The following is a 26,035-nucleotide window of genomic DNA, read 5'->3' as shown; positions in this document are numbered from 1 at the left end:
CTGAGGGCCTGGATGCCTGAGGAGCTGACCGCCCGAGGGGCTGCGCGGCTGCGGCCCCTAACCCCCGGCTTCGGTCGGGCGCTACTTCCAGTCGGGGTTGGTCTTGCGTTCCTCGATCGGCTCGTGCTCCTCGATGAACTCGTCGATCGGCTCGGTTCCGAACTCCGCCGCCTGCCGCCGCGCAGAGCGCCCCCGGAGGAACTCGACGACGATCGGCACTACGGAGAGGAGCACGATGGCGACGAAGATGAGGTCGATGTTCTTCCCGACCCACTCGTACTGCCCGAGCCACGCGCCCAGGAGCGTCACCCCGCCGCCCCACAGGACGGCACCGATCACGTTGTACAGGAAGAACTTGGCGCGGTTCATGCCGGCGACGCCGACGATCACCGGAACGAAGGTGCGGATGATCGGCACGAAACGGGCCAGGATCAGGGCCTTGCCGCCGTGCTTCTCGAAGAAGGCGTGCGCCTTGTCCACATTCTCGCGCTTGAACAGGCGGGAGTCGGGGCGATTGAAGATCGCGGGGCCGGCCTTGGAACCGATGAGGTAGCCGCACTGGTTCCCCACCACGGCAGCAACGACGACGAGCGCCGCCATGAGCAACAGGTTGATCTTGATCGCTCCGGTCGCCACGAGCAGGCCCGCGGTGAACAGCATGGAGTCGCCCGGCAGGAAGAACCCGACGAGCAGGCCGGTCTCGGCGAAGATGATCCCGCACACGACGAGCACGACCCACGGGCCCAGCGGCGAGTCACGCAGGAACACGTCGGGGTTGAGCCAGTCGGGCAGGAACGAGGCGGTCTTGGGCTGGACGGCCAGCGCGAGGACGGAGAAGGGGTCGGCCAGGGCTGCGGAGATCACCCTCCAAGGGTACCGGCCCGCGCGGCGCTGCACGGACCCGACCGATCCCAGCGCTAGGCTCATCGCGTGGCTCTGGACTTCACCGCAATCGACTTCGAGACGGCGAACGGGTTCCGGGGCTCCCCCTGCTCCGTGGGCCTGATCCGGGTCCGGGGAGGCCGGACGGTTGAGCGCGCATCGTGGCTCATGCGGCCGCCGGTTGGCCACGACCACTTCGATCCGCGCAACGTCGCCATCCACGGGATCACACCTCAGGATGTCGCCGAGGAGCCCCGGTTCGGTGAGCTCTTCGCGGAGATCGGGGGCTTCATCGGAGACGACGTCCTGGTGGCGCACAACGCGGCCTTCGACCTCGGGGTGATCCGCTCGGCCCTTGAAGTCAGCGGACTGTCCGCGCCCGCCTACGACTACGCCTGTACCGTGGTCCTGGCCCGCAGGACGTACCGCCTCGTCTCGCACTCACTTCCGTTCGCGGCACGCGAGGCCGGAGTCCGGCTCGAGCACCACCACGATGCGACCGAGGACGCCGCCGCGTGCGCTGGCATCCTCGTCGACATCGCCCGTCGGCTCGGCGTCGATCCGGCGGCCGGCAGCATTGCGGACGTGTACAGCGCCGTTGGCCTCCCGCTGCCGCGGCAGGACGGCTTCACGCCTGGTGACGACCTCTCGGCCGCCACTGTCCGAGCGCTCGAACGCGCCACCTCCCACGCTTCGGAGGAGGCGGGTCGCACGGCCCGGACTACGTCGCCGCGGGGCGCAGGCGCCCGGCGGAGCTGGGCTCCCTGGCCGGACGAGGGTGCCAACCCTGCGCCGAATCCCGCCGCTGACCCGCACCACCCTCTGTTCGGGCAGCGCATCGTGTTCACCGGTTCCCTCGGCATGAGCCGGAGCGAAGCCAAATCCCGTGCGGCGCAGCTGGGCGCGCAGCCGGCGAGCTCGGTGACCCGCGCGACCACCGTCCTCGTGGTCGGGGACGGTTTCGTGGCCGCGGACCTCATGTCCGGCCGGGTGACCACCAAGGCGCGCCGCGCCATGGCACTTCGGGAACGGGGCCAACGCGTTGAGGTGCTCTCGGAAGGCGAATTCCTCCAGATGCTCGGAGGCCACTGGGCCGCCGCGAGCGTCTGAGGCTTGCCGGCTGCGAGCGCCTGAGAGGGCTCAGCGGCACGCGCGTCGTGCGCCTCCCGCAGGCAGCCGCCGACGCCCACTGTGCCTGACCGACCGTCATGCGGCGCAATGTTCCTTCCGACGCGGGCAGCCATGTTCCTACCATGGTCGGCATGCTGCCGCACGCACCCCTCGGTACCCACTCCGACACCGACACGCTCTTCCGCGCTGCACCCGGGGCCGCTGTGGCGCCCGTTGCGCCGCGCCGCAGCCTCCTCTCGCGTGTCTTCCCCTTCCCCGACCCGGTCAACGAGTTCGCGGCCCGGTCGACCGCAGGGATCATCGTGGTGCTCAGCGGCGCCGTCCTCGCCCTCGGGCTGGCGACCGGAGCAGGCTGGGGACTCTGGGTCATCGCCGCGGGATTCTGGCTGCGGCTCGCGTGGGGGCCGCGCTTCTCGCCGGCGGGACGCCTCGCGGTCCATGTGATCGCTCCGCGGCTGGGAGCAGCGCGGCTCGTCGCCGGCGCACCGAAGCGATTCGCCCAGGGGATTGGCGCGGCGGTCTCGACCGCCGCGGCCCTGTTCTTCACCGCCGGCCTCCCGGGAGCGGCCTGGGCTGCTCTCGCGGTGCTGATTGCGGCCGCCTCGCTCGAGGCCTTCGCCGGGTTCTGCCTCGGCTGCTGGATCTTCGGCCGGCTCCAGCTCGCCGGTTGGGTCCCCGCTTCAGCCTGCGAGGCGTGCAGCAACATCGCCCTGCGCCGCAAGGAGCGGTGAGGGCGCCCAGCAGCGGGTTGCGGCCGTCCGGTCGGCCGACGACTCAGTCTGCCGAGCCGTTCAGGGCCCCGTGACGTCGGCGAGGCGATCGGCGATGCCGAGTGCCGCCGTCGTGCCCGCCGTGCTGGCGGCCCACGCCGAGGGGACCGACTCGCGGCCCCAGCGGACGCCGAGGAGGGCGCCGGCGATGGCCGCGGCATCGGATCCCTCTGCGGCGGCGAGGGCGACCGCGGCGGCGAAGGCCGCCTCCGGCGAGTCCCCCGATTCCCGGGCGCTCTCTCCCGCGAGGATCGCGCCCACCGCAGCAGCCAGCGTGTACGCTGCGTCTGCCGCTCGGCGGTCTGGGCGGTGTTCCGCACCCGGAAGCTCCGGAGCCCCCCCGTCCTGCCGGTCCAAGGCGGTGAGCACCCGCGCGTCGGGGGATCGCAGGGAGGCGATCTGGGCACGCGCGGACTCCGCAGCGGTCCTGCAGTCGGCCCCGAGCACCAGATAGTGGGCCAGCGCGGACACCGCTACCGCGGCTTGAACGGCGACCGGGGCACCATGGGTCAGCGACGCTCCGTCCGCGCTCATCCTGACCACTGCGGACGCCGGAACGTGCGGAATGAGGCCGTACGGGGCGGCATGGGCCGCGGCGCCGCCGTCCGTGAACTCCATGCCGAGGGGGCGTGAGGGAGAGCCCATCTCGCCGCCGGCGAGCGAGCGGATCCACGAAGGCCGGACGGCGGCAGGGACGTCCACGCCGTCCTGCGCATCGAGCCAGCGGGGCTGTCCCGCGGGGGCCGATGGCGACATGGGGACGCCTTGGGCGGACGCCCATCGCAGCGATGCGAGCCACACGCAGGCCGCCTCGTCCGCGTGCACTCCGCTGTTGGCCCACTCGATCGCCTCTGTCAGCGCGTCGGCCGTGAAGAGCGTCAGCTGTCCCGCGGGGCCCAGGGGGCGGGGTGCGCCGTCCGGCATCTCCGCCGCAGATGGCGAATCGACGACGCCGGCGAGGGCAGCTGCTTCCGCCACGGCTGCTCCGAGGAGGGAGCCGCGGATCCGGGACAGGGGAGAGGGCGCGTCCATAGGGCAAATGTAGCCAATGGCAAACAAGTTCTGACCAGCAAACAAGTTCTGACATAGAATGGTTCTATGTCAGAACTACTTTGCGCGGCAGTGTGCAGCCCGCTCCCGCACGTCAGGGTAGCGCAGAGGGGCCGCGAGGAGGATCGGCCGCTGTGATCGCGATCGTGCGTCGCCAGAGCGGCTGGCTTGTCCGTCTCGCGCTCGTGATCCTCGCCGTCGGGCTCGGCGCGGGCGGCATCGGCATTGCCGTGGACCTCGCCCTCCAGGCCCTCGAGCATCTTGCCTTCGGCTATGTGAACGGCTCCCTCCTCGAGGGTGCGAGGGGGGCTCCCCCCTTGCGCAGACTGGCCGCACTGCTCGCTGCGGGCATTCTGGGGGCCGTCGGCTGGTGGGCGCTCCGTCGGTGGGCCAAGCCCGTGGTCTCGGTCGAACAGGCATCTGCAGGAATCTCCATGCCCTGGTTCACTGCCGTAACGAACGCGGCGCTCCAGATCGGCATCGTCGGCCTCGGCGCCTCGATCGGCCGCGAGGCCGCGCCCCGGGAGCTGGGGGCACTGCTGGCAGACAAGGTCGCGAGGGCGGCTGGGCTCTCGCGGCGCGAGGTCGGAGTCCTCGTCGCCTGCGGCGCCGGCGCGGGCCTCGCCGCCGTGTACAACGTGCCCTTCGGCGGCGCACTCTTCGCCGTCGAGGTGCTCCTCGCCGAGGTGAGCTTCGCTGTGCTCCTCCCTGCCTTCGCGACCTCCGCCATTGCGGCCTCCGTTGCCCGCCTCGTGGTGCCGACGGACCCCATGTACGCCCTGCCGCCGGTCGGGCTCACGCCCCAGCTCGTCGTGTGGTCGATCCTGGCCGGTCCCGTGATCGGACTCGGCGCTGCCGCCTTCACGAATGCGACCCGGTGGGCATCGGCAACGAGGCCGAAGGGGGCGGACATCCTCTGGGTGATGCCGGCGCTGTTCGCCGGCGTGGGCGCAGTCGCCATGGTTCTGCCCGATGTGGTCGGCAACGGCAAGGCGGCCGCGCAGACCGCGTTCTCCGCAACTGCACCGCTCGTGCTCGTGGCGCTGCTCCTGGTGGCCAAGGCAGCGACGACGCTGGCCACGATCAGGGCCGGGGCCGCCGGCGGAACGCTCACCCCCTCCGTCGCCATCGGCGCAATGCTCGGGATAGCCCTCGGAACCATTGTCAACGGCATCGCACCCGGCACCTCCGTGGCGGCCTTCGCGTTCGTCGGCGCCGCAGCCTTTTTGGCGAGCACCATGAGGGCACCGATGACAGGCCTCATTCTGGCCTCCGAGTTCACCGGCACGGGCCCGGAAATGCTCGTCCCCGCGATGCTCGCCACGGCGGGTGCGCTCGGCGTCGTGCACTTCCTCGAGCGGACCAGGCTTTCGGACATCCCCTAGGCCGGCCGCTCAGACTCCCCGCGAGCCTTCCTCGCCCTCCATCTTCGCCGCCAGTGCCTGGAGCGCCGGCAGGGCGCGATTGATCACGTCCTGGTCCGCGGGTTCGAGCGCAACGAAGGCGCGCCGGATCCTGCGTTCGTTCGCCGTGCGCCAATGGTGCAGCCGGTCCATGCCCTCCCGTGTGAGGTGCAGGAGGAACGCGCGCCTGTCCGTCGTGCTCGATTCGCGCTCGAGCAGGCCCGAGAGGACCATCTGCTGGACGAGGTTGCTGACCGTGTTCTTCGCGAGGCTCTGGCGCTGGGCGAGCTCGCTGACCGTGAGCCCCGGTTCGTCGGCAAGCCGCTGGAGGAGCTCGACCTGGGCCATCGGCAGCGATTCCCAGGGCAGTTCGTCGCGCACGCCCGCACGCAGCGACCTCCGCAGGCGCGTGATCACGTCGGTCAGGCCCCAGGCGTCGCCGGGGCCACTCTCGTGCGCGTCCATGGCCCCAGCCTAGTGCGCGGCCACTGGATGGCTCCGCGGCCGGGATCCGGCCGTTACGGTCCGTGACGGTTCGGAGGCGCCTCAAGAAGGCGATAACCTTCTGGGGGTTCTTCCGTCGGGGCGGCCCTCTCGCCACCCGAACGGCCAGCAGGCATTCCATGAAACGAGGATTCGTCATGACAACAGGGATCGCGGTGCCGCCCGCAGCGGTGAAGCCGGCGGAGTTCGGGGTCGTCGCCAAACTCGTCGCCGAGGCGTTCGGAACGTTCCTCCTGACGTTCGGCGGGCTAGGCGTCGCGCTGTTCAGCAACCCGTCGTCCGCGCCGATTCCGACGCCGTTCGCCGTGGGCCTGAGCATCGCTGTGGGCATTGCCGCCGTCGGGCACATCTCAGGCGGACACTTCAACCCTGCCGTCACCCTCGGCCTTGCCGTGGCTGGACGCACCAACTGGCGCCTCGTGCCGGGCTACATCGCGTCCCAGCTCGTCGGCGGCGTGGTCGGCACCCTCCTCCTCTGGGTCACGGTGCGCACACTGCCGAGCCTGGGCAGCGGCAACAACGTGCAGACCATCTTCACGCAGCTTTCCAACGGGGTGGACGACCTCTCGCCGAGCAAGTTCCCCATGGCAGGCGGTCTCATCGCCGAGATCATCGCGACCGCCGCGTTCGTGGCAATCATCCTGTTCGTCACGAGCAAGCGCGCGGTCAAGGGCATGGCCCCCTGGGCGATCGGCCTGGGCCTGGCCGTCCTCGTGCAGGCCATTGCCCCTATCACCAACGCCTCCCTGAACCCGGCCCGCTCCACGGCGACCGCGGTCTTCGCCGAGGGCTCCGCTATCGGCCAGCTCTGGATCTTCTGGGCCGCTCCGATCCTTGGCGCCGTCATCACCGGCCTCATCTTCCGCGGCTTCGGTTCACCGGACGAGCTGCACAGCGCAACGGCCGGCGGCGTCGCCGATATCACGGCGGAGGCTACCCGTGACGACGGGGTGCGCGTCTCCGAGGTCGCCGACGCAGGCGTGGCCGGGGCCGAGCTCGCGGGCGGCAAGCCGCTGGCGTCGGATGCTTCGGCAGACTCCGACGCAGTGGACGCCTCCGGGGACGAGACGATCGGAACGGGAACCATCGCCGCCGCGGGCCCGGGAACCGCTTCTGAGGACACCGCTCCCGCGCGTACGGCGGACGACGACGCGCGCGACTTCTTCGACAAGAAGCGCTGATCCAGCCGACCCGGCCGGTGGTGCCCGAGAAATGTCGGGGCCACCGGCTAGCGTCGTGGGCATGAAGATCCTGCACACCTCCGACTGGCACCTCGGGCGGTCGTTCCACGGGGTCGGCATGCTCCCCGCGCAGGCCGAGTGGCTGGACCGCCTGGTCGAGGTGGTGGCGGCAGAAGGTGTCGGCGCCGTTCTGGTGGCGGGCGATGTGTATGACCGCGCGCTTCCGGCCGTGGACGTGGTCGAGCTCCTGGACCGCACCCTTGTGCGCCTCACGGAGGCCGGTGCCCAGGTCGTCATCACGAGCGGCAACCACGACTCGGCCGTCCGCCTCGGATTCGCCTCGGCCCTGCTCGAGCACGGAGGCGTGCACCTGAGGACACGGGTCGAGGACCTGGCGAGGCCGGTGCTGCTGCCGCTGGGGGATGGGGCCCAGATTGCCGTCTACGGCCTGCCCTACCTTGAGCCGCGTCTCGTGGCGGAGTCCCTCGCGGCCCAGGGTCCGGGCCACATCCCCGTCACGTCTGCGGCCCTCGGACGCATCCGCGCGGACCTCGCCCGCCGCAGGAGCGAAGCGCCCCTCCGCTCCATAGTCATGGCGCATACCTTTGCCGGCGGAGGTGCCTCGAGCGACAGCGAGCGCTCTCTCTCCGTCGGCGGTCTGGACGTCGTCCCGCTCGATCTGTTCGAGGGCTTCGACTACGTCGCGCTGGGCCATCTGCACGGCCGGCAGGAGCTCGCTCCGTCCATCCGCTACTCGGGATCGCCCCTCGCCTACTCCTTCTCAGAAGCCACGCAGGCCAAGGGAGCGTGGCTGCTCGACGTGACCGGGAACGGCATCGCCTCCGTCGAGCCGCTTGGATGGGCAACGTCACACCGCCTCGCTGTACTCCGGGGGCCGATCGAAGCGCTCCTGACCGCGCCCGAGCACGTCTGGGCGGAGACCGCGTACTGCCACGTCACGCTTACAGACATGGAGCGCCCCCAGAGGGCCATGGAGCGTCTTCGGGGCAGGTTCCCCCTGGCCGTGGCCCTGGCGTTCGAACCTGAGGGGGGCGCCCGGGAGGCCGTCGCGAGCTACAGCGAGCGGTTGGCCTCCGCCCGCAGCGACCTCGACCTGTGCTGCGGATTCCTCGAACACGTCCGCGGCCGGGAGCCAGCGGAACCTGAACGGTCGGCGCTGGTTGAGGCGCTCGAGGCCGTGCGTCTCGCGGAGGTGTCGCGATGAGACTCCACTCGCTGCGGATCGCCGCCTTCGGCCCCTTTGCCGGCGAGGAGAGCATCGATTTCGACGCCCTCGCCGAACATGGCCTGTTCCTCCTCAACGGGCCTACGGGCTCGGGCAAGACGAGCATTCTCGATGCCGTGTGCTATGCCCTGTACGGCTCGCTGCCGGGCGCACGGCAGGGCACCAAGTCGCTCAAGAGCCACCACGCTCCCGGTGAGGCGGAGCCCGCGGTCCTCTTGGAGTTCAGCGCTCGGGGACGCCGGTTCGAGGTGCGGCGCACGCCCGAATGGTCCAGGCCGAGCGTTCGCTCGTCTGCGGGGTGGGTGACCCAGAAGGCGTCAACCCATGTCCGCGAGCTCGTCGACGGCGAGTGGCGAGCCCTCACCTCGCGCAATGACGAGGCAGGCGCGCTCCTGGCCGAGGTCGTGGGCATGGCACGCGAGCAGTTCACCCGGGTGGTGCTGCTGCCGCAGGGAGAGTTCGCGTCCTTCCTCCGCGCGAAGGCCTCGGAACGGGTCGACCTTCTCGAGCGGCTGTTCGGCACTCAGCGGTTCGCCGATGTCGAAGCCGAGCTCGCCGCCCTGGCGCAGGCCGCCCGGGCCCGTGAGGAGAAGGCAGAGCGGGCCGTCGCGATGCCGGTCGCGAGACTTGAGGCCGAGGTCGCCGCTGCGCCTGACCAGCAGGAAGCGGATCCCGCTGCGGGGGGAGACGACGAGGACGCTGCCCCCCCGCCCGATCCTGACGGCCCCATCGACGTCCGCGCGGCAGAGGCGCGATTCCACTGGGCGGACGCGGCCTTCGCGCGGCGCCAGGAGCGCGCCCTCGCGGCACGTGGACCGGCCGAGCGTGCGCTGGCGGATTCCCGCGCGGCCGCCGCGGCTCTTCTCCGCGCACTGGAGGATGCGGGAGAACTCGCGCAGGCACGGGCGCGCCGGCAGGCGTGGGAGTCGCAGGGCGACGCCCACAGGGCCCGCTGCGAACGCCTCGTGCGCCATGCGGCCGCACGCGGTCTGAGGGGACCGCTCGACGATGCCCGCGCTGCCGCTCGGCAAGCCGCAGCAGCGCGTGCCGCAGCGGTCGCCGATGTGGAGGGTGCCGTGGCGGCGGGCTGGGACCGCGGCCGCACGGAGCAGGCACCGGAGCCGCTGAGCCGAACGGGTGCCGCGACCGGTGGGGCTGGACTGCCCGGCATGGACGAGGTGCGCAATGCCGCTCTCTCGGCCTCCACGGAGGAGGCGATCCTTTCTGAGCATGCCGCTGCCGAACATGAGCTGGCCGCGCGGGAGACTGCGCTCGGCGCCGCGCGCAGGGCCCTCGCCGACGCTGAGTCCCGAGTAGGCCGGCTGGCCCTGGAAGCCGAGGATCTCGCCCGTGAGCTCAGCGACCTCGCCGCGGAGCAGGAGCGCCTCGAACCCGTGGCAGCGACGCTTGCGGCAGCACGGCTCGAAGCCGAGGCCGCCGAGGCCGTGGTCGCCGCCGTCCAAGATCACGCAGGTGCGGTCGGCCATCTCGCTGACTGCGCCGAGCAGCTCGAGCGGTACCGAGGCGCAGCTCTGGACGCCCGGCAGTCATGGCTCGACCTGAGGGAACGCCGGCTGCAGCACAGTGCCGCCGAGCTCGCAGCCCAGCTCGCCGACGCCGAGCCCTGCCCCGTCTGCGGTTCCGCGGAGCACCCGGCGCCTGCGGTCGGTGCCGAGGATCCGCTGGCCCTCGTCGACGCCGAGCGCCGGGCGGCCCAGGAGTACGAGGCCGCGCGTGGGCGCGAGGACCGGGCGAAGGAGTCGGTGGCTGCCGCGAGGGAGGCGCTGGCAGCAATCGAGGCGCGCGGCGGGGCGACCGATCCGGACAAAGCAGTCCGCCTGAGGGAGGACAGGCTGAGTGCCGTCGCGGCTGCGGAAGAGGCCGACGACCGCCTTCGCCTCGTGACCGAGCGCACCGGCGCCCTCGGCCGTCAGCGCGACCGCGCGCTCGATGCACGCGATGCCGCGGCAGAGTCGAGGATCCGGGCCGAGGCTGCAGCAGTCCAAGGGGCAGAGGACGTTGGCCGGCTCCGTGCCGAGGTAGAGGCGTGGCGTGCCGGATTCGCCACCGTGGACGCCCGGCGTCTGCACGTGGCTGCGCTCGCCCGGACGCTCAGTGCCCTCGAAGACTCCCTCCTGCGCTGCCATACGGCCAGCGCGGAGGAGAGGCGAGCCGCCACGGCGCTTGAGCAGGCACTCGGCGGGACCGATTTCACGGACGAGGCCGCCGCCCGCGCCGCACTCCTGGACGACGGCGCTGCCGCGCTCGAGGAGGCGCGGGCGCGCGCCCACGAGGCTGAGGGCCAGCAGCTGGAAGGCCTGTTCGCCTCCGCTGCTGTCCGGCGGGCTATCGAGGCCGAGGGCGAGGCCGGCCCGCCATCGACGGAAGAGCTCGAGTCGCTCAGGGCCGCCGAGGCGGCGGCCGAGCGCCGCCTGCGCGCCGTGGAGGCGGCGGCCCAGGCCGCGGCGGCCGCACGGGTGCGAGCCGCGGCGCTCCGGGAGGACTTCGAGGCCCGGGTACCTGCGCTCGAGGACGCCCGGGAGAGGTCCACGATGCTGACGGAGCTGGCGCGCACTGTCCGCGGGCAGGGTGAGAACGAGCGCCGGATGTCGCTCCACAGCTATGTGCTCGCCGCGCGGCTCGAACAGGTGGCACTCGCCGCCACGGAGCGCCTGCTGGCCATGAGCGATGGCCGCTTCAGTCTCGAGCACAGTGACGCCCTTGCTGCTCGCGGCGCAGCCTCCGGCCTCGGCCTCGACATCGTCGATGCATGGACCGGACAGCGGCGCGATCCCTCGACACTGTCCGGAGGGGAGTCCTTCATGGCCGCACTGTCGCTGGCTCTCGGACTGGCCGACGTCGTCCAGCACGAGTCGGGAGGCATCGACATCGAGACCCTCTTCGTCGATGAGGGCTTCGGAAGCCTGGACGAGCAGGCGCTCGAACAGGTCATGGACGCGATCGAGGGGCTGCGGGCCGGCGGCCGCGTCGTGGGACTCGTCAGCCACGTCTCCGAGCTCAAGCAGCGGATCCCTGCCCAGATCGTCGTCGCGAAAGGCAGGACCGGCTCCCACATCGCCTCGGTGGGGGTTGTGGCCGAGAAGCCCTAGGCGAAGAAGCCGCTCCTCCGTCGCCTCTGGGTCCCCTCCTCGGCCCTGGCGACACCGCGGTCAGCCGACGGCGCGCGCGATCCTTTTGGCGGCCGCGATCAGCGCGGCGCCGATCGCCTCCGTGTCCACCGCATCCGCGCTGAGATAGACCACGGCCAGGGCTGCCGGCCGGTGGTGGGGAAGCAGCAGAGGCACCGCGACCGAGGCCGTCCCGGGAATCACCTCGTCGTGGCTCAGCGCATAGCCCCGGGTCCGGGATTCGTCCGCCTCCGTACGGTACCGCACGCCGGGAGCGCGCACGGCCCACTCCTTCTGGCCGAGGGCGGACTGGATCGCGATGCCGGGGCCGCCTCTGTCGAGCGGGTGGCGCGTCCCTGGGTGCTGTGCGAGGGTCGCACCACTGTGCTGGGGCTCCACCGTGGCGAGCGTGATGCAGTCGGAGCGGTCCCATACCGCGACGAAGGCCGTCATATGGAGCTCGGCCGCGAGCCGCCCCAGCTCCGGCAGCGCAGCCGCCTGGAGATCCCGGGAGACGGAGCGGGCCAGGACAGCGAGACCGGCTCCGGGCTGCAGCCGCCCCGAGTCGTCGCGGGTCACGAGGGCGTGGTCCTCGAGCGTGCGCACTATTCGGTAGGCGATCGAGCGGTGGACCTCCAAAGCGGTGGAGAGCTCGGCAATCGTGAGGGGGGTCCGCGCCTCGGCGAGCACTTCGAGTGCGCGGATCCCGCGGGAGAGGGTCTGCGAATGCGGCCCGGTCTCGGCGGCGGTACGTGGCATGGGGTCCTCAAAGGTGGGAGTAGCACTGGCTCACATGTTCTGTTCCATATCAGCACATCTTGCTCAATTATCGAACGCGAATGCCGCGGGTCAAGCCGCCCCGCCGCTCAGCGCGCGCACGATACCGTTCGGCGACGCCTCTCCGCTAGGGCCGTCGGCACGTGTGTGATGCCTCACAGTTCAGGTATGCTCCTCTTTATTGACCGACCAATCGGTAAGTAAACCGAGGGGGCGCCCCCACCCGGAGGCGCGGTCATGATTCGGGCCCACCGCCCTCGCACCCTATTTCCACGGAGTTCGAATGTCCCAGGCAGTCAACACCGGCAAGCCCGCCTCCGCGATGTCGCGTGAGGAGCGTCGGGTCCTCGCCGGCACGCTCGTCGGCACCACCATCGAGTGGTACGACTTCTTCATCTATGCCCAAGCGGCCGGCGTCGTGCTCGGCCCGCTCTTCCTGGCCCCCGTCGCGAAGGAGAACCCCGGCCTCTCCCAGGTCATCGCGTTCGCGACCATCGGCATCTCCTTCCTCTTCCGTCCGCTCGGGGCGATCGTGGCGGGCCATCTCGGCGACCGCCTCGGCCGCAAGAAGATGCTGGTGTTCACCCTGATCATGATGGGCGCGTCCACGTCCCTCATCGGCGTGCTGCCCACGTACGCGCAGGTCGGTGCACTCGCCCCGGTCCTGCTGATCCTGCTGCGCGTGCTCCAGGGCTTCTCCGCCGGCGGCGAGTGGGGCGGTGCCGCCCTCATGTCCGTCGAGCACGCTCCGAAGGACAAGCGCGGCTACTTCGGTGCCTACCCCCAGATCGGCGTGCCGATCGGCATGATCCTTGCGACCTTCACCCTGTGGCTGCTCACCACGGTCATGGGCCCCGCGTTCGGCGAGTGGGGGTGGCGCCTGCCCTTCCTGTTCTCGATCGTGCTGATCGTGGTCGGCTACATGATCCGCCGCGCCGTCGAGGAGAGCCCGGTTTTCAGGGAGCTCCAGGAGCGCCAGAAGGAGTCGTCGGCACCGCTCGGCCAGCTCTTCCGCTACAACTGGAAGGAAGTCATCCTCACCGCGGTGATCTTCATCGCGAACAACGCCGCGGGATACCTCCTCATCGCCTACTTCGCGACCTACGCGGTGAAGGTGCTGAAGATGGACCAGCCCACCGTGCTGCTCGCGACCACGCTCGCCTCGTTCGGGTGGCTCGTCTTCACCCTCTGGGGCGGCATGATCTCGGACCGGCTCGGCCGCGTGCGCACGTTCCAGATCGGCTATGCGTTCCTGGCCCTCTGGGCGGTGCCGATGTGGTTCCTCATCGACACCAAGAACATCGTCTGGTATTTCGTGGCCATCTTCGTCATGACGCTCGGCCTCGGCCTGTCGTACGGCCCGCAGTCGGCCCTCTACGCAGAGATGTTCCCGGCGAAGGTGCGCTACTCCGGCGTGTCGATCGGCTACGCGCTCGGCGCGATCCTCGGCGGCGCCTTCGCCCCGATGATCGCCGAGATGCTCATGAACGAGTTCAAGATGTCGTGGACGATCGGCCTGTACATCGCCGTTGCCGCGGTCATCTCGCTCATCGGCGTCTCCCTCGTCAAGGAGACCAAGGGTGTTGACCTCCATGTGGCGGAGGCCCACGCGGAGTACGTCCGCGAGCACCCCGATGCGGTGCGCTGACGCACCGCTGAGCGGGCTCGGCTGAGAGCCTGCAGCGCACGACGGCGGGTCCTCCCCTTCGGGGGCGGGCCCGCTGTTGCGCTGTGGGGCGCCTCGCTGTGGACCGGGCTGCATGTACGGGGCGCCCGAGGCTCTCCGGATCCGTGCGCTGGACGGCAAGCGCTGTGCACTGCAGTCGGTGACCGGGCTGAGGCGACGCCGGGACCATGGCTTCATGGCACAGGCGATGTCACCACAGGTGATCCCGGCGCACGTCCCGGGATCGAAGGGCACGGGCAGATGGGCCGCCGCGGCCGCGACGGCGGGCGGCGCAGCCCACCTCGCCATGGTGCCCGGGGGCGGCTGGATGGCCGTCCTCGCGCTCGCCATGGCTGCGGCCTGCGCTCCGTGCGCATGGCACCTCTGGCGTCGGCCCAGCACCCGGGCGGCGCGCGCCCTCATCGCCATGTCCTTGGCCATGGTCGCCGTCCACTCTGCCCTCGTGCTCGGAGCCTTCGGGGGGAACACCGGGGCGGGTTCGCACGCGCACGGCATGCACGGCTCGGCCCGTGCCGGCGCGGTCGAGGCGATGGTGTGGGGTCACGGCACGATGCTGGCCGTCATCGCGGTCGAGCTCGTCACCGCCCTGTCTGCTGCCGCGTGGGTGGGCCGGCAGCGCAAGGTGCGTGCCGGCGTCGTGCGTGCCTGATCGCTGCATCACACCCTGAACCCGCCGAGACCCGGCCGCTGTAGGGTGTGGCGGGTGAGCATTGCCCTGAACCCCGCCGACGGCACTGAAGTCGCCTACGATGCGGCAGGGGAGGGGCCTGCCGTTGTCCTGCTCCACGGCTCCGCCCTGTCCAAGGCCATCTGGCGCGGGCTCGGCTACGTGAGGGCGCTGGAGGGCTTCCGCGTCGTGCGGGTCGACCTGCGTGGCCATGGCCGCAGCGGCAAGCCAGAAGACGCCCGGGCCTACCGGATGGCCCGGCACACCGGGGACGTCCTCGCCGTCCTCGACGCCGAGGGCATCGCCGAGGCGCACGCCGTCGGCTATTCCCTGGGCTCGCGAGTCGCCTTCTCCCTCGCTGCCACGGCCCCCGACCGCATCGCATCGCTCACCTCGCTGGGGGGCACGTTCCGGCCCCAGCGTGGAGAAGTGGAGAAGGTGTTCTTCCCTGGGTACCTCGAGGCCCTGCAGACGGGGCGCATTGAGGCGTTCGTCGAGGGGCTCGAGGCGGCCGGGAGGGCCGTTGATCCCGCGACGCGCCAGGCCTTCCTCGCGAATGACCCCGCGGCTCTGGCTGCGTGCTTCACCGGCACCGAGGAGGATCCCGGCCTGCCCGAGGCCGTGGTTGCGCAGCTGTCGCTGCCAGCCCTCCTCATGGCCGGCACGCGCGACCCGCAGCGGCTCGCCGACTCGCGGCGTGCCGCAGAGCTCATGCCGAACGCCCGTTTCGTGGAACTGCCCGGACGGACGCATGCCGGAACTCTGGCCCCTGCCGGGCCAATCCTGGACGAGCTGATCCCGTTCCTGCGCTCGGCCTCCTAGTCCGTCGGGGTGCGCGGCATTGGCGTCGAGCCGGTGCTGTTAGCGGGCGCCCGCGCGGTAGGCCGTCGGAGGCTCCCCGTACGCCGCCCGGAAGATCCGGCTGAAGTGCGCCGAGTCGGTGAAGCCCCACCGTGAGGCGATTGCCGTGACGGGTCGGTCGGCGAGGACAGGATCCCGCAGGTCGCGGCGGCAGCGCTCGAGCCGGCGCTCGCGGATCGAGGCCGAGACCGTCGTGCCGAGCTCGCGGAAGAGGTCGTGGAGGTGGCGGGTCGAGATGAAGTGGGCTGCGGCGATGGCGGCCGGCCCCAGCTCCGAATCCGGCAGCGTCGCCTCGATGTAGTCGTGGATCCGCGCGAGCAGCATCTGGTGCGGATCGCGTGACGCGGCGGAGCGCGCGTCGAGCTCGCCGTTGAACAGGGTCGTCACGAGGTCCAGAGCATTGTTCACGAGCCTGACCCCGTTGGGGCCCGCGATCGTCTCGAGGTTCTCCGAGAGGCGCACGAGGAAGGGGGCGACGAGGCCGCCGAGACCCTCCGTGCCGCTGATGCCTGTTGCGGTCACCTGCGCCATCGCCTCCGCGGGCAGGTCGAGCGCCGCGTGGGGGAACATGAGCACGAGCGAGCGGAAGTCACCGTCGAAGGCGAGCGTGTAGGGCCGGTCCGTCGAGTAGACCGCGAGGTTGCCGGGCGTCAGCACGGCCTCACGGCCGTCCTGCAGCAGGAGACCGGTGCCGGAGAGCTGGATGCTGAGCTTGAAGTACCTGCGCTCCGAGGCGGCCACGAGCTCCGGCGTGCGTAGCACGGTGTGGCGGCTCGCGGCGACCTCGATGATGGTCAGGTCCTGCGCGGCGAGGTGAGCACCGCGCATGCTGCCCGAGAAGGACGCCCGGCGGTCCGCGTCGACGGCGAGCGGCACGAAGGAGGCCGAGACGGCGCGCCGCCACGAGTCGAAGTCCCTGGCAATTGTCACGTCCAGGCTGGGGGCCCGAGAGGCCTTGACGGCGCTCGGCGCGAGGACGGTGCTCATACCCGGGCCCCCGCGAGGACGGCGTCGAGGAGCAGGTCGAGCTGGGCGACGAGCTGGTCGGGGTCGTGGCTGCCGGGGGAGAGCGTCGCGGTGATCTGCGCCCCCAGGACGAGGTCCATGATGGCACCGACGGCGGTGGCCATCCGGCTGATCGCCGTTTCGCTGGGCGCAGGGCTGCCGGACTCAGGCCCGCCGGCCCCAGGTGCGCCGGACTCAGTCGCATGGCTGTCAGGTCCGCTGGCGCCCGGCCCGTCGTCGAGCCCTGATTCGGAGAGGAAGCCCGCGAGGGCGCGGCGCCACTGGTCCATGGACCGCTCGTGGAGCGCGGCCTTGGCGGGATCCCGCACGGCCCTGTTCCAGAAGGCGATGGCCACGCGTGCTTCGGCGAGGCGCTCGTCGTCGAGGGGGAGGATCTCGTGGCAGTAGGCGCGGAGCGCCTCGCGGCCGGCCAGCCCCGCGGTGGCTGCCTGCATGCGCCGGTTGGTCTGGTCGAAGATGTGCTCGAAGGCGAAGTCCAGGAGCCGGTCCTTCGAGTCGAAGTAGGGCTTGAGGGCTCCGTTCGTGAAGCCGGCGGCTGCGGCGATCTCGCGCATGGTCGCTGCGTCGATGCCCCGCTCGGCGATGATGCGCCACGTCGCGTCGACGAGCTCGAGCCGCCTCTGGTGGTGGTCGACGATCTTCGGCACCAGGACTCCCGTCTGTTTTTCTCCAGCTGTTGTGATTCAGGTTACATCCCGTTATTCTCTACGTCCATAGAAAAAACGCAGCGCTACCCAGGAGACCCGCCATGACCGCTGAGACAGCCACCACCACCCACGCCTGCCACGCGGCCCCGGACGCCACCGGCACCGAACAGGGCCACCCCGACCCCCAGTACGCCCTTGCGACGGCCGAGGAGATCACCGCCGTGCGCTCGGCCCTGCTGCAGGCCGGACTCTGGGGCGAGACCACGCGCATCGCCTACCTCGGCCTCGTCGAGCCGCCCCGCGGCTCGCGCCGGGCAGCCGAAGGGGACCAGGCCGGCTTCGTGCTTCCGGAAGCGGACCGCCGCTTCCGCGTGTTCCTGCACGACGTCGCCGGCGCACGCCCGCGCGACGTCACCGTCTCGGTCACCCGCGGCGAGGTCGACGCCGACGTCGAGCTCGACACCGCCGTCACCGGCGAGCTGCCAGTGCTCGAGGAGGAGTTCGAGGCCGTCGAGCAGATCCTCAACGCCGACGAGCGCTGGCTCGCCGCGCTCGCAGCCCGCGATCTCGACCCTGCGACGGTCCGCGTCGCCCCGCTGTCCGCCGGCGTGTTCGGGTACCCCGAGGAGAAGGGCCGCCGCATCCTCCGCGGGCTTGCGTTCGTCCAGCAGCATGAGACGGACAGCCCGTGGGCGCACCCCGTCGACGGGCTGGTCGCCTACGTCGACGTGGTCAACCGCTCCGTGGACCAGGTCCTCGACTTCGGCGTGGTCCCTGTGCCCGCCGAGCACGGCAACTTCACGGACCCCGAGCTGACCGGTCCGATCCGCACGACCCAGAAGCCCATCGAGATCACGCAGCCGGAGGGCCCGAGCTTCACGGTCGCGGGGGGCAACCACGTCGAGTGGGAGCGGTGGAGCCTTGACGTCGGGTTCGACGTGCGGGAGGGCCTCGTGCTGCACAACATCTCGTTCGATGACTCGTCTGCGGGAGACCCGGGCGACCGCAGGCCTACGCGCCGCCGCCGGATCCTGGACCGCGCCTCGATCGCCGAGATGGTGGTCCCCTACGGCGACCCGTCGCCCGTGCGCTCGTGGCAGAACTACTTCGACACCGGCGAGTACCTCGTGGGCCAGTACGCGAACTCCCTCGAGCTCGGCTGCGACTGCCTCGGCGAGATCACCTACCTGAGCCCGGTGGTGAGCGACGCGTTCGGCAACCCCCGCACCATCACCAACGGCATCTGCATGCACGAGGAGGACTGGTCGATCCTCTCGAAGCACTCCGACCTGTGGACCGGGATCAGCTACGTGCGGCGCAACCGGCGCCTCGTGATCAGCTTCTTCACCACGATCGGCAACTACGACTACGGCTTCTACTGGTACCTCTACCTCGACGGCACGATCGAGTTCGAGGCCAAGGCCACCGGCATCGTGTTCACGAGCGCCCAGCCGTCGAAGGACTACCCCTACTCCTCCGAGATGGCCCCGGGCCTCGGCGCGCCGTTCCACCAGCACCTCTTCAGCGCCCGCCTCGACTTCGCGCTCGACGGCGGCCCGAACCGCGTCGAGGAGGAGGACGCCGTGCGCGTGCCGATGGGGCCGGGCAACGAGCGCGGCAACGCGTTCACGCGCAGGCGCACGCTCATCGCCCGTGAATCCGAGGCCGCCCGGGAGAACAACACGGCGGCGGGCCGCTCGTGGGTCGTCTCCAACCCCGAGTCCCTCAACCGGCTGGGCGATCCGGTCGCGTACAAGATCCACACTCAGGGGATGCCCACGCTCCTGGCGGACCCGGGCTCGTCCGTCGCGGCGCGCGCGGCGTTCGCGACGAAGGCCCTCTGGGTGACCCGCTACGACGAGTCCGAGCGCTACCCGACCGGGGACTTCGTCAACCAGCATCCGGGCGGGGCGGGACTCCCCGCCTTCCAGAGCCAGGACCGCGACCTGGACGGCACGGACCTCGTCGTGTGGCACACGTTCGGCCTCACGCACTTCCCGCGGCCCGAGGACTGGCCCATGATGCCCGTGGACCACGTGGGCTTCAAGATCCGCCCCGAGGGCTTCTTCGACCGCAGCCCGGTCCTCGACGTGCCGGCCCCAGCGGCGGGCGGCCACTGCCACCTGTAGCACACGGCTCAAGCGCACGACGGCGCGCGCTCGCCACTCGCGGTGAGCGCGCGCCGTCGTGCGTCACGCCGCCAGTCGAGCGGCCGCGCTCCGGAGGACAACAAGCGTTCGCTGTGCGACAAGTCACAGCACGCGCTGCGGCGGCATCCTGAATCAGCATCGCCGCACCCGCCAGCCCACCCCGACATACTTGGAGGACCCATGAGCACCTCGACGAGCTCCCAGCGCAGAGTGAAGGAGGCAGCAGTGGCCCAGGCCACCGCCCACGGGCGCGTGCGCCGCCTCGGGGTCGCGTCCGTGACCCTCATGATCATCGCGGCGTCCGCGCCGCTGACCGTCCTGGCCGGAGGCGTGACGACGACGTTCGCCGTGACCGGGATCCTGGGCGTTCCGCTCTCCTATCTCATCCTCGGCGCCATCCTGGCCGTCTTCGCCGTTGGGTACGCCGCGATGAGCCGCCACGTGACCAACGCCGGCGCCTTCTACGCGTACGTCTCCCAGGGCATCTCCCGGCCCGCTGGCGTCGGGGCGTCCCTCACCGCCCTCATGGCCTACAACCTCATGCAGGTGGGCATCTACGGGATCTTCGGCTTCACCGTCTCCTCGCTCCTGTCCGAGCGGTTCGGGATCGACGTGCCGTGGTGGGTGCCGATCCTCGTGTGCATCGCCGTCGTCGCGCTCCTCGGCGTGAACCGGGTCGACCTCTCCGCGAAGGTCCTCGGCGTGCTCGTGGCCCTCGAGTTCCTCGTGGTGATCGTGTACGACGTCGCCTCGTTCGCCGTCGCCCCCGAGGGCGTCACCGCCGCGCCGCTGGCGCCGTCGAGCCTCTTCGTGCCCGGCCTCGGCGCCGTGCTCTCCTTCGGCATCGCGGCCTTCATGGGCTTCGAGTCCGCGGCCATCTACGGCGAGGAGGCCAAGGAGCCGCACCGGACCATACCGCGCGCCACGTACACCGCTGTGGGCATCATCGCCGTCTTTTACGCGGTGTCCGCGTGGGCCATGGCCGTGGGCACGGGCCCGTCGCAGCTGTTCGACGCGGCAGGGCAGCAGGGGCCGGACCTCGTCTTCATGTTCCTCGGCACCCACGTGGGGCAGATCGCCGCCGACATCGCCCAGGTCCTGTTCATCACGAGCCTCTTCGCCGCGCTCGTGAGCTTCCACAACGCCGTGGCCCGGTACTTCTTCTCCCTCGGCCGCGAACGGGTCCTGCCCGGCTGGCTCGAGGCCACGAGCCACCACGGCGCTCCCAAGGCCGGTTCCCTCGTGCAGACCGGTATCGCAGTCCTCGTCACCATCGGCTTCGCGATTGCGGGCAACGGCTCCGAGCTCGGTCCGCTCTACCCGGTCCTGACGATGTTCACATGGCTCACCAACGCCGGCGCCATGGGCCTCGTGCTGCTCATGGCCGTCGTCTCCGTCGCTGTGATCGGCTTCTTCCGACGCCGCCGGAACCTGCGAGTCGGCGCGTGGACCTCCGTGATCGCCCCGGCCGTCGGGGCGGTAGCGCTCGCCGTCGTCTTCGGCCTCATCGTGGCGAATTTCGACGTGCTGCTGGGCCTGACCGAGCCGAGCGCGCTGAGCTGGGTGCTCCCGGCGATCGTGGTGGTGCCGGGCATTGGAGGCGTCTTCTGGGCGCTCCGGCTCCGCCGCACCGACCCCGCGCTGTACGCCCGGATCGGCCACGGCGAGGAGGGCGCGAAGGCGCACCACCTCGGCGACGACGACTGAGGAGACCCGCTCGCATCGCTGTGCCGTCACGTCCTACGGTGGATGTGGCGGCACAGCGCCTGCGGCCATCGTGGCCGAGGGAAGTGGCCCGGTCAGCGGGCGGGGGAAGGAGGACGGCGTGGCGGCAGGCCGACGCGAGGACGAGCTCCGGCGCCGCCTCGAGCGCGCCGCCGAGCTCCGGGCGGGCGGCCTCGCCCACTCCCAGGAGGAGGCCGACGAGCTCGCACGCGAAGAGGAGCTCAACCGGAAGCGCCGGGAGGTCGATACTGCCCGCCGCGCCGACTACCTCATCCGCGACGCCATCTCCCGCGGCGAGTTCGACCACCTCAAGTACGCCGGCAAGCCCATCCCGAACCTCGACAACGCCAACGATCCGGACTGGTGGATCAAGGGCCTCATCGAGCGGGAGCAGCTCACGGGACTCGGCCCCGAGGCGCTCGTCCTCCGGGTCGAGGATGCCGGGCTCCCCGAGACCCTCGATGCGCTGCACACCGAGAAGCAGGTCCGCGACGCCCTCGAGTCGTTCAATCGACGGGTCATCGAGGCGCGGCGGCAGCTCCTCGGCGGCCCGCCGGTGATCACGAAGCTGCGCGACATCGAGGCCGAGGTGGCGGCGTGGCACGCGCGCCGGTCTGCCGCGGAGGCGGCCCGAGCCGAGGCCGAGGCGCACGACGCCGATGGCCGCCCGCCGTCGTTCTGGCGCCGGCTGTTCCGCCGCGGCGGGTGACGCCTCGTCCACGGGCACAGCGAAGCGGAGCCGGAACCCTCAGGATCCGGCTCCGCCTCGCTGGCGGCGCTGTGAGGCCTACTGCGCCAACCACCAGCGGGTGATGGGGTCAGTAGCTCGCCGGCTGCCCGCCGTCGTCCGCCGCGCCCGCAGCGAAGCGGGAGGCGAGCTCCTCGCTCGAGCGGGCCAGGATGGCCACGTCGGCGCCGACGAGCACGAACCGCGCGCCGTGCTCGATGTAGTGCCGCGCGGTCGCCTCGACGAACGCGTTCACCCCAGCGGGCTTGCCCGCCGCGGCCGCCGCCGCGAGGCAGCGCTCGACGGCGGCCCGCACCTCGGGGTGCTCCTGCTGGCCGAGGAAGCCCATCGAGGCGGCGAGGTCGGAGGGGCCGATGAAGATCGCGTCCACGCCGTCGACCGCGAGGATATCCTCGACGTTCGAGACGGCCTCCGCCGTCTCGATCTGGACCGCGAGGGAGATCGTCTCGTCGGCGCGGGCCAGGTAGTCCGGGATGCGGTTCCACCGTGCGGCCCGGGCGAGCGCGGAACCCACCCCGCGGACGCCGTGCGGCGGGTACCGTACGGCCGCAACGGCCGCCCTGGCCTGTTCGGCGTCGTTGACCATGGGGATCAGCAGGTTCTGGGCCCCGAGGTCCAGATACTGCTTGATGAGCACCACATCGTTCCACGGCAGGCGCACCATGGGCAGCACGGGGTACCCGTGCACGGCGTGGAGCTGGGCGAGGACCGACTCGAGCGAGTTGGGGCTGTGCTCCGTGTCGATCAGGAGCCAGTCCGCGCCGGAGCCGGCCATGATCTCGGCGACGAGCGGGCTGCCTGAGCAGACCCACAGTCCGATCTGCGCGGCAGGCCGGTCCTGGCCCGCAGCGGCCTCTGCCGCCGCCAGCGCGTGGCGGAACGTCCGCTCGGGCTCTAGACGAAACGGCATGTCACCGTCCCCAGGGGTCCGTAGTCCGCGTATACGGTGTCGCCCTCGTAGACCCACATGGGCCGCGTGAAGGAGCCCGCGAGGATGATGTCCCCGGCACGCAGGTCCTGGCCGTGCTGGGCGAGCTTGTCCGCGAGCCACGCCACACCGGTGGCCGGGTGGTTGAGCACGCCGGCCGCGACGCCCGTCTCGACGATCTCCTGGTTGCGGTACAGGAGCGAGGCGACCCAGCGGAGGTCGGTCTCGTGCGGCCGCACCGGGCGTCCGCCCACCACCATGGCGCCCAGCGCCGCGTTGTCCGAGATGGTGTCCACGATGGTGCGGCCCTCCATCTCGATCCTCGAGTCGAGGATCTCGAGGGCGGGCACCACGTAGTCGGTGGCGTCGAGGACGTCGAACACGGTCACGCCTGGGCCCTTGAGGTCGCGCCCGAGCTTGAACGCGAGCTCGACCTCGATGCGCGGGTGCGTGTAGCGCTTCCACTCGACGACCGCGCCGTTCTCGAGCACCTGGTCGTCGAAGATGACGCCGTAGTCCGGCTCCGTGATGCCCGTGGCCGCCTGCATGGCCTTGGACGTGAGGCCGATCTTGCGTCCGGCCACCCGCCGCCCCTCCGCCTCGAGCCGGCTGGCCCAGAGCTTCTGGACGGCATAGGCGTCTTCGACGTCCATGCCCTCGTAGCGTGTGTGGAGCAGCGGGACGGGCGTGCGCGTCCGCCCCGCCTCCACGAGCTCGTCGGCGATTGCCGCGATGGTCTCCTCGTTCAGCATGGCGCTAGAGCTGGTTGCCGATCTTGAAGCCCTTCGAGGCTTCACCACGGTACGAGCCGTTCTCGTCGTCCGCGCGGGTGTAGGAGAACCCGTCGGCGCCGATCGTCACGTCCATCTCGGAGGACTCGGTGCGCTCGACGACGGGCTGCGGGTTGCCGTCGAGGTCGAGGACGAGCGAGGCCTCCGTGTACCAGGACGGGACGACGGGGTTGCCCCACCAGTCGCGGCGCTGGTTGTCGTGGACGTCCCACGTGACGACGGGGTTGTCCGGGTCACCCGTGTAGTAGTCCTGGGTGTAGATCTCGACGCGGTGGCCGTCCGGGTCACGCAGGTAGAGGTAGAAGGCGTTGGAGACGCCGTGGCGGCCCGGACCGCGCTCGATCGCGTCGGACATGCGCAGCGCGCCGAGCTTGTCGCAGATCGCGAGGATGTTGTGCTTCTCGTGGGTCGAGAACGCGACGTGGTGCATGCGCGGGCCGTTGCCGCCGGTCATCGCGGTGTCGTGGACGGTCGGCTTGCGGCGCATCCACGCGGCGTAGACCGTGCCCTCCTCGTCCTGGATGTCCTCGGTGACGCGGAAGCCGAGGTCCTGCATGAACTTGGTCGCGCGCGGCACGTCCGGGGTGACCTGGTTGAAGTGGTCGAGGCGGACGAGGGCGCCCGGCGTGTAGAGGTCGTAGCGCCATGCGAGGCGCTCGACGTGCTCCACGTCGTGGAAGAACTCGTACGGGAAGCCCAGCGGGTCGGTGACCCGCACCGAATCGCCGATGCCCTTCGTGAAGCCCTCCTTGCGGCGCTCCACGCGGCAGCCGAGCTCGGTGTAGAACGCCATGGCCCTCTCGAGGTCCTCCGGCGTGCGGACGCGGTAGGAGAACGCCGCGACGGCTGCTACGGGGCCCTGGCGGAGCACGAGGTTGTGGTGGATGAACTCCTCGAGGGAGCGCAGGTAGACCGCGTTCTCGTCCTCCTCGGTCACGGTGAGGCCGAGCACGTCGACGTAGAAGTCGCGTGAGCGCGCCAGGTCGGTCACCACGAGCTCCATGTAGGCGCAGCGCAGGATGTCGGGCGCGGGCACCGACGGGGTCGGGACGGGGTTGTCGGTGCGGATGGGTGCTTCCTGCGACACGTAGAACCCTGAGGAGGTGAGGGTCATGTCTTCACGGTTGGTCATGGCAGCGTCCTTGCTCTTCCTGATGAGGGGTGGTTGGTGGGGCGGGGGATCAGCGGGGATCCGGGTCCTCGAGGTCGGTGGGCCTGTTCTCCTCCGCGGCTGGATCCTGCTTGCCGAACGTCGGGTTGTGGACCTTGCCGAGGGTGATGTGCACGGCCTGCTGGTCGGTGTAGAAGTCGATCGAGCGGTAGCCGCCCTCGTGGCCGAGGCCGGAGGCCTTCACCCCGCCGAACGGGGTCCGGAGGTCGCGGACGTTGTTCGAGTTGAGCCACACCATGCCGGCTTCGACCGACTGCGCGAAGTTGTGGGCGCGCTTGAGGTCCGAGGTCCACACGTAGGCGGCCAGGCCGTACTTGGTGTTGTTCGCGAGCTCGAGCGCCTCCTCGTCCGTGTCGAACGGCGTGATCGCGACGACGGGGCCGAAGATCTCCTCCTGGAAGATGCGGGCATCGGGCTTGACGTCCGCGAACACGGTCGGGGCCACGAAGTTGCCGAACTCGAAGCCCTCGGGCTGGCCGCCACCGGCCACGAGGCGCCCCTCGTCCTTGCCGATCTCGACGTAGCCCATGACCTTCGCAAAGTGCTCCGGGTGGACCAGCGAGCCGACCTCGGTCTCGGGATCGTGCGGGTACCCGACCTTGACGCGCTTGGCCTGCGCCGCGTAGCGCTCCACGAACTCGTCGTAGATGTCCCGCTGGACCAGGATGCGGGAGCCCGCGGTGCAGCGCTCGCCGTTGAGCGAGAAGACGCCGAAGATCGTGGCGTCGATGGCCGCGTCCAGATCAGCATCGGCGAAGACGATCGCGGGGCTCTTGCCGCCCAGCTCCATCGAGAGGCCCTTGAGGTACGGGGCCGCGTTGCCGAAGATGATCTGGCCGGTGCGGCTCTCGCCCGTGAATGAGATGAGGGGGACGTCGGGGTGCTTCACGAGGGCGTCCCCCGCGTCCTCGCCGAGGCCGTTGACGAGGTTGAAGACGCCCTGGGGGAGGCCGGCCTCCTCGAAGATCCCGGCCCACAGGGAGGCGGAGAGCGGGGTGAACTCCGCGGGCTTGAGGACCACGGTGTTGCCCGTGGCGAGTGCGGGGCCCAGCTTCCAGGACTCGAGCATGAAGGGCGTGTTCCACGGCGTGATGAGGCCGGCGACGCCGATCGGCTTGCGGTTGACGTAGTTGATCTGGCGGCCCGGCACCTTGAACGTGTCGTCCGCCTGGGCCACGATCAGGTCCGCGAAGAAGCGGAAGTTCTCGGCGGCGCGGCGGGCCTGGCCGAGGGCCTGGGTGATCGGCAGGCCGGAGTCGAATGACTCGAGCTCGGCGAGGCGGGCATCGCGGGACTCGACAATGTCCGCGATGCGGTGGAGCACCCGGGAACGCTCGCGGGGGAGCATCTTCGGCCACGGGCCCTCCTGGAAGGCCCGCGTCGCCGCGGCCACCGCGAGGTCGATGTCCGCCTTCTTGCCGGCGGCCGCCTTGACGTAGACCTCGTTGGAGACGGGCTCGAGGACGTCGAACGTGTCGCCGTCGATTGAGTCGACGAACTTGCCGTCGATGTAGTGCTGGATCCGGGTGGGGAGGTCCTGGGGGACCGGATGGCTGCTCATG

At 70.8% G+C, this 26,035-nt stretch carries 22 protein-coding genes; 12 read left to right on the top strand and 10 right to left on the bottom strand.

Translation table 11 applies throughout. The features are described 5' to 3' along the window. Positions 1 to 81 precede the first annotated feature (81 nt). Positions 82 to 861, bottom strand: a complete 780-nt coding sequence (locus tag IE231_RS05195) for a DedA family protein (protein WP_229866529.1) — start codon at positions 859 to 861, stop codon at positions 82 to 84. A gap of 69 nt (positions 862 to 930) precedes the next feature. On the opposite strand from IE231_RS05195, the gene IE231_RS05190 reads away from it, so the two are divergent. Beyond that, positions 931 to 1,992, top strand: a complete 1,062-nt coding sequence (locus IE231_RS05190) for an exonuclease domain-containing protein (protein ID WP_189692867.1) — start codon at positions 931 to 933, stop codon at positions 1,990 to 1,992. 152 nt (positions 1,993 to 2,144) lie between these two features. Then, entirely contained in the window at positions 2,145 to 2,744 is a 600-nt protein-coding gene (locus tag IE231_RS05185; protein WP_189692866.1) for a DUF4395 domain-containing protein, read from the top strand. Between the two features lie 60 nt (positions 2,745 to 2,804). Here IE231_RS05185 and IE231_RS05180 read toward each other — a convergent pair whose 3' ends face one another. Next, positions 2,805 to 3,815, bottom strand: a complete 1,011-nt coding sequence (locus tag IE231_RS05180; protein WP_189692865.1) for an ADP-ribosylglycohydrolase family protein — start codon at positions 3,813 to 3,815, stop codon at positions 2,805 to 2,807. 152 nt (positions 3,816 to 3,967) lie between these two features. On the opposite strand from IE231_RS05180, the gene IE231_RS05175 reads away from it, so the two are divergent. Continuing rightward, complete coding sequence (locus IE231_RS05175; protein WP_229866504.1) at positions 3,968 to 5,218, top strand: chloride channel protein; 1,251 nt, start codon at positions 3,968 to 3,970, stop codon at positions 5,216 to 5,218. Between the two features lie 9 nt (positions 5,219 to 5,227). Here IE231_RS05175 and IE231_RS05170 read toward each other — a convergent pair whose 3' ends face one another. After that, positions 5,228 to 5,701, bottom strand: coding sequence for a MarR family winged helix-turn-helix transcriptional regulator (locus tag IE231_RS05170; RefSeq protein WP_189692864.1), 474 nt, complete (start codon positions 5,699 to 5,701; stop codon positions 5,228 to 5,230). Between the two features lie 176 nt (positions 5,702 to 5,877). Here IE231_RS05170 and IE231_RS05165 point away from each other — a divergent pair, with 176 nt between their 5' ends. The 3 genes from IE231_RS05165 (at position 5,878) to IE231_RS05155 (ending at position 11,277) form a co-directional block, all read left to right on the top strand. Then, complete coding sequence (locus IE231_RS05165) at positions 5,878 to 6,921, top strand: MIP/aquaporin family protein (RefSeq protein WP_189692863.1); 1,044 nt, start codon at positions 5,878 to 5,880, stop codon at positions 6,919 to 6,921. Between the two features lie 61 nt (positions 6,922 to 6,982). Next, positions 6,983 to 8,146: an exonuclease SbcCD subunit D gene (locus tag IE231_RS05160; RefSeq protein WP_189692862.1), complete on the top strand. Its 1,164-nt coding sequence runs from the start codon at positions 6,983 to 6,985 to the stop codon at positions 8,144 to 8,146. After that, on the top strand, positions 8,143 to 11,277 hold the full coding sequence (locus IE231_RS05155; protein ID WP_189692861.1) for an AAA family ATPase: 3,135 nt from the start codon (positions 8,143 to 8,145) through the stop codon (positions 11,275 to 11,277). The genes IE231_RS05160 and IE231_RS05155 overlap by 4 nt, the downstream gene beginning before the upstream one ends. A 60-nt stretch (positions 11,278 to 11,337) precedes the next feature. On the opposite strand, the gene IE231_RS05150 is transcribed toward IE231_RS05155, so the two are convergent. Beyond that, complete coding sequence (locus tag IE231_RS05150) at positions 11,338 to 12,054, bottom strand: IclR family transcriptional regulator (RefSeq protein WP_189692860.1); 717 nt, start codon at positions 12,052 to 12,054, stop codon at positions 11,338 to 11,340. Positions 12,055 to 12,355: 301 nt separating this feature from the next. On the opposite strand from IE231_RS05150, the gene IE231_RS05145 reads away from it, so the two are divergent. The 3 genes from IE231_RS05145 to IE231_RS05135 all read left to right on the top strand — a co-directional run bounded on the left by IE231_RS05145 (position 12,356) and on the right by IE231_RS05135 (position 15,248). Further along, a complete protein-coding gene (locus IE231_RS05145; protein WP_189692859.1) occupies positions 12,356 to 13,720 on the top strand; it encodes an MFS transporter in 1,365 nt (454 codons plus the stop codon). A 214-nt stretch (positions 13,721 to 13,934) separates the two neighbouring features. Beyond that, on the top strand, positions 13,935 to 14,408 hold the full coding sequence (locus IE231_RS05140) for a hypothetical protein (protein ID WP_189692858.1): 474 nt from the start codon (positions 13,935 to 13,937) through the stop codon (positions 14,406 to 14,408). 54 nt (positions 14,409 to 14,462) lie between these two features. Further along, on the top strand, positions 14,463 to 15,248 hold the full coding sequence (locus IE231_RS05135) for an alpha/beta fold hydrolase (RefSeq protein ID WP_189692857.1): 786 nt from the start codon (positions 14,463 to 14,465) through the stop codon (positions 15,246 to 15,248). Between the two features lie 39 nt (positions 15,249 to 15,287). Here the strand turns inward: IE231_RS05135 and IE231_RS05130 are convergent, their stop codons facing one another. Next, the gene (locus IE231_RS05130) at positions 15,288 to 16,274 is read right to left on the bottom strand and encodes an AraC-like ligand-binding domain-containing protein (RefSeq protein WP_189692856.1); all 987 of its coding nucleotides are present in this window, start codon (positions 16,272 to 16,274) and stop codon (positions 15,288 to 15,290) included. Further along, positions 16,271 to 16,960, bottom strand: coding sequence for a TetR/AcrR family transcriptional regulator (locus IE231_RS05125; protein WP_189692855.1), 690 nt, complete (start codon positions 16,958 to 16,960; stop codon positions 16,271 to 16,273). The genes IE231_RS05130 and IE231_RS05125 overlap by 4 nt, the downstream gene beginning before the upstream one ends. A gap of 101 nt (positions 16,961 to 17,061) precedes the next feature. Between IE231_RS05125 and IE231_RS05120 the strand changes: the two genes are divergently transcribed. The 3 genes from IE231_RS05120 (at position 17,062) to IE231_RS05110 (ending at position 21,544) form a co-directional block, all read left to right on the top strand. Further along, entirely contained in the window at positions 17,062 to 19,089 is a 2,028-nt protein-coding gene (locus tag IE231_RS05120) for a primary-amine oxidase (RefSeq protein WP_189692854.1), read from the top strand. A gap of 201 nt (positions 19,090 to 19,290) precedes the next feature. Beyond that, on the top strand, positions 19,291 to 20,817 hold the full coding sequence (locus tag IE231_RS05115) for an APC family permease (protein ID WP_189692853.1): 1,527 nt from the start codon (positions 19,291 to 19,293) through the stop codon (positions 20,815 to 20,817). A gap of 118 nt (positions 20,818 to 20,935) precedes the next feature. Next, positions 20,936 to 21,544 carry a DnaJ family domain-containing protein gene (locus tag IE231_RS05110; RefSeq protein ID WP_189692852.1) on the top strand — a complete coding sequence of 203 codons (609 nt, stop codon included), beginning with the start codon at positions 20,936 to 20,938 and terminating at the stop codon, positions 21,542 to 21,544. 109 nt (positions 21,545 to 21,653) lie between these two features. On the opposite strand, the gene IE231_RS05105 is transcribed toward IE231_RS05110, so the two are convergent. The 4 genes from IE231_RS05105 to hpaE are packed head-to-tail and all read right to left on the bottom strand — an operon-like array spanning position 21,654 to position 26,034. After that, a complete protein-coding gene (locus IE231_RS05105; protein ID WP_189692851.1) occupies positions 21,654 to 22,493 on the bottom strand; it encodes an HpcH/HpaI aldolase family protein in 840 nt (279 codons plus the stop codon). Continuing rightward, positions 22,478 to 23,263 carry a 2-oxo-hept-4-ene-1,7-dioate hydratase gene (gene hpaH, locus IE231_RS05100; RefSeq protein ID WP_189692850.1) on the bottom strand — a complete coding sequence of 262 codons (786 nt, stop codon included), beginning with the start codon at positions 23,261 to 23,263 and terminating at the stop codon, positions 22,478 to 22,480. The genes IE231_RS05105 and hpaH overlap by 16 nt, the downstream gene beginning before the upstream one ends. A gap of 4 nt (positions 23,264 to 23,267) precedes the next feature. Then, positions 23,268 to 24,434 (bottom strand): 3,4-dihydroxyphenylacetate 2,3-dioxygenase, encoded by a 1,167-nt coding sequence (hpaD, locus tag IE231_RS05095; RefSeq protein WP_189692849.1) that lies wholly within the window; start codon positions 24,432 to 24,434, stop codon positions 23,268 to 23,270. A 49-nt stretch (positions 24,435 to 24,483) separates the two neighbouring features. After that, complete coding sequence (hpaE, locus tag IE231_RS05090; RefSeq protein WP_189692848.1) at positions 24,484 to 26,034, bottom strand: 5-carboxymethyl-2-hydroxymuconate semialdehyde dehydrogenase; 1,551 nt, start codon at positions 26,032 to 26,034, stop codon at positions 24,484 to 24,486. Position 26,035 lies beyond the last annotated feature (1 nt).

Source organism: Sinomonas cellulolyticus (assembly GCF_014656475.1).
In the GTDB taxonomy this organism is placed as follows: domain Bacteria; phylum Actinomycetota; class Actinomycetes; order Actinomycetales; family Micrococcaceae; genus Sinomonas; species Sinomonas cellulolyticus.
This window is presented reverse-complemented; position numbering and strand designations above follow the sequence as displayed.

Coding starts and splice junctions, on each gene's coding strand:
- IE231_RS05185 (WP_189692866.1), top strand. CDS start 2,145: ATGCTGCCGCACGCACCCCTCGGTACCCACTCCGACACCGACACGCTC.
- IE231_RS05180 (WP_189692865.1), bottom strand. CDS start 3,815: ATGGACGCGCCCTCTCCCCTGTCCCGGATCCGCGGCTCCCTCCTCGGA.
- IE231_RS05170 (WP_189692864.1), bottom strand. CDS start 5,701: ATGGACGCGCACGAGAGTGGCCCCGGCGACGCCTGGGGCCTGACCGAC.
- IE231_RS05165 (WP_189692863.1), top strand. CDS start 5,878: ATGACAACAGGGATCGCGGTGCCGCCCGCAGCGGTGAAGCCGGCGGAG.
- IE231_RS05160 (WP_189692862.1), top strand. CDS start 6,983: ATGAAGATCCTGCACACCTCCGACTGGCACCTCGGGCGGTCGTTCCAC.
- IE231_RS05155 (WP_189692861.1), top strand. CDS start 8,143: ATGAGACTCCACTCGCTGCGGATCGCCGCCTTCGGCCCCTTTGCCGGC.
- IE231_RS05150 (WP_189692860.1), bottom strand. CDS start 12,054: ATGCCACGTACCGCCGCCGAGACCGGGCCGCATTCGCAGACCCTCTCC.
- IE231_RS05145 (WP_189692859.1), top strand. CDS start 12,356: ATGTCCCAGGCAGTCAACACCGGCAAGCCCGCCTCCGCGATGTCGCGT.
- IE231_RS05140 (WP_189692858.1), top strand. CDS start 13,935: ATGGCACAGGCGATGTCACCACAGGTGATCCCGGCGCACGTCCCGGGA.
- IE231_RS05130 (WP_189692856.1), bottom strand. CDS start 16,274: ATGAGCACCGTCCTCGCGCCGAGCGCCGTCAAGGCCTCTCGGGCCCCC.
- IE231_RS05120 (WP_189692854.1), top strand. CDS start 17,062: ATGACCGCTGAGACAGCCACCACCACCCACGCCTGCCACGCGGCCCCG.
- IE231_RS05115 (WP_189692853.1), top strand. CDS start 19,291: ATGAGCACCTCGACGAGCTCCCAGCGCAGAGTGAAGGAGGCAGCAGTG.
- IE231_RS05105 (WP_189692851.1), bottom strand. CDS start 22,493: ATGCCGTTTCGTCTAGAGCCCGAGCGGACGTTCCGCCACGCGCTGGCG.
- hpaH (WP_189692850.1), bottom strand. CDS start 23,263: ATGCTGAACGAGGAGACCATCGCGGCAATCGCCGACGAGCTCGTGGAG.
- hpaD (WP_189692849.1), bottom strand. CDS start 24,434: ATGACCAACCGTGAAGACATGACCCTCACCTCCTCAGGGTTCTACGTG.
- hpaE (WP_189692848.1), bottom strand. CDS start 26,034: ATGAGCAGCCATCCGGTCCCCCAGGACCTCCCCACCCGGATCCAGCAC.